Origin of the sequence: Bowmanella dokdonensis (assembly GCF_017254865.1) — a bacterium.
Lineage (GTDB): Bacteria > Pseudomonadota > Gammaproteobacteria > Enterobacterales > Alteromonadaceae > Bowmanella > Bowmanella dokdonensis.
Genome location: NZ_JAFKCV010000223.1, coordinates 1 through 334 on the forward strand (window position 1 = coordinate 1; position 334 = coordinate 334).

General features: G+C 49.1%; 1 protein-coding gene. It reads right to left on the reverse strand.

Features of this window, described 5'->3' with window-relative positions; genetic code table 11:
• Positions 1-53: 53 nt before the first annotated feature.
• A partial coding sequence (locus tag J0A66_RS22315) for a MarR family winged helix-turn-helix transcriptional regulator (protein WP_206576018.1) occupies positions 54-334 on the reverse strand: 281 nt, incomplete at its 5' end.

The window sequence follows — 334 nt, forward strand, 5'->3', positions numbered from 1 at the left end:
GGACAGTGGCCGTAACCTGAGTCAGATTCAGAGAGATTAACAAGCTGTTTGCCTTAGTCGTTCAGCAGCCCGGTGCGCAAGCGTATTAAGGTACGCATAAAACTGCTCACCTGCTCGCTGCCTAGGGTGCTGAGCATTTGCTCACGCATTAAGGCTGATACCCGCTCAATTTCCGCTAAATGTGGTTTTGCAGCAGGGGTAAGAAAAATCTGATACGCCCTTCTGTCATTGGGGTCCTGCACTCTTTCAACAAGCTGAAGATCACAGAGCTGATCTAATAATCTAGCCATGGTCATGGGCTGAATCTCAAGCGCATCGGCCAATTCAACCTGTT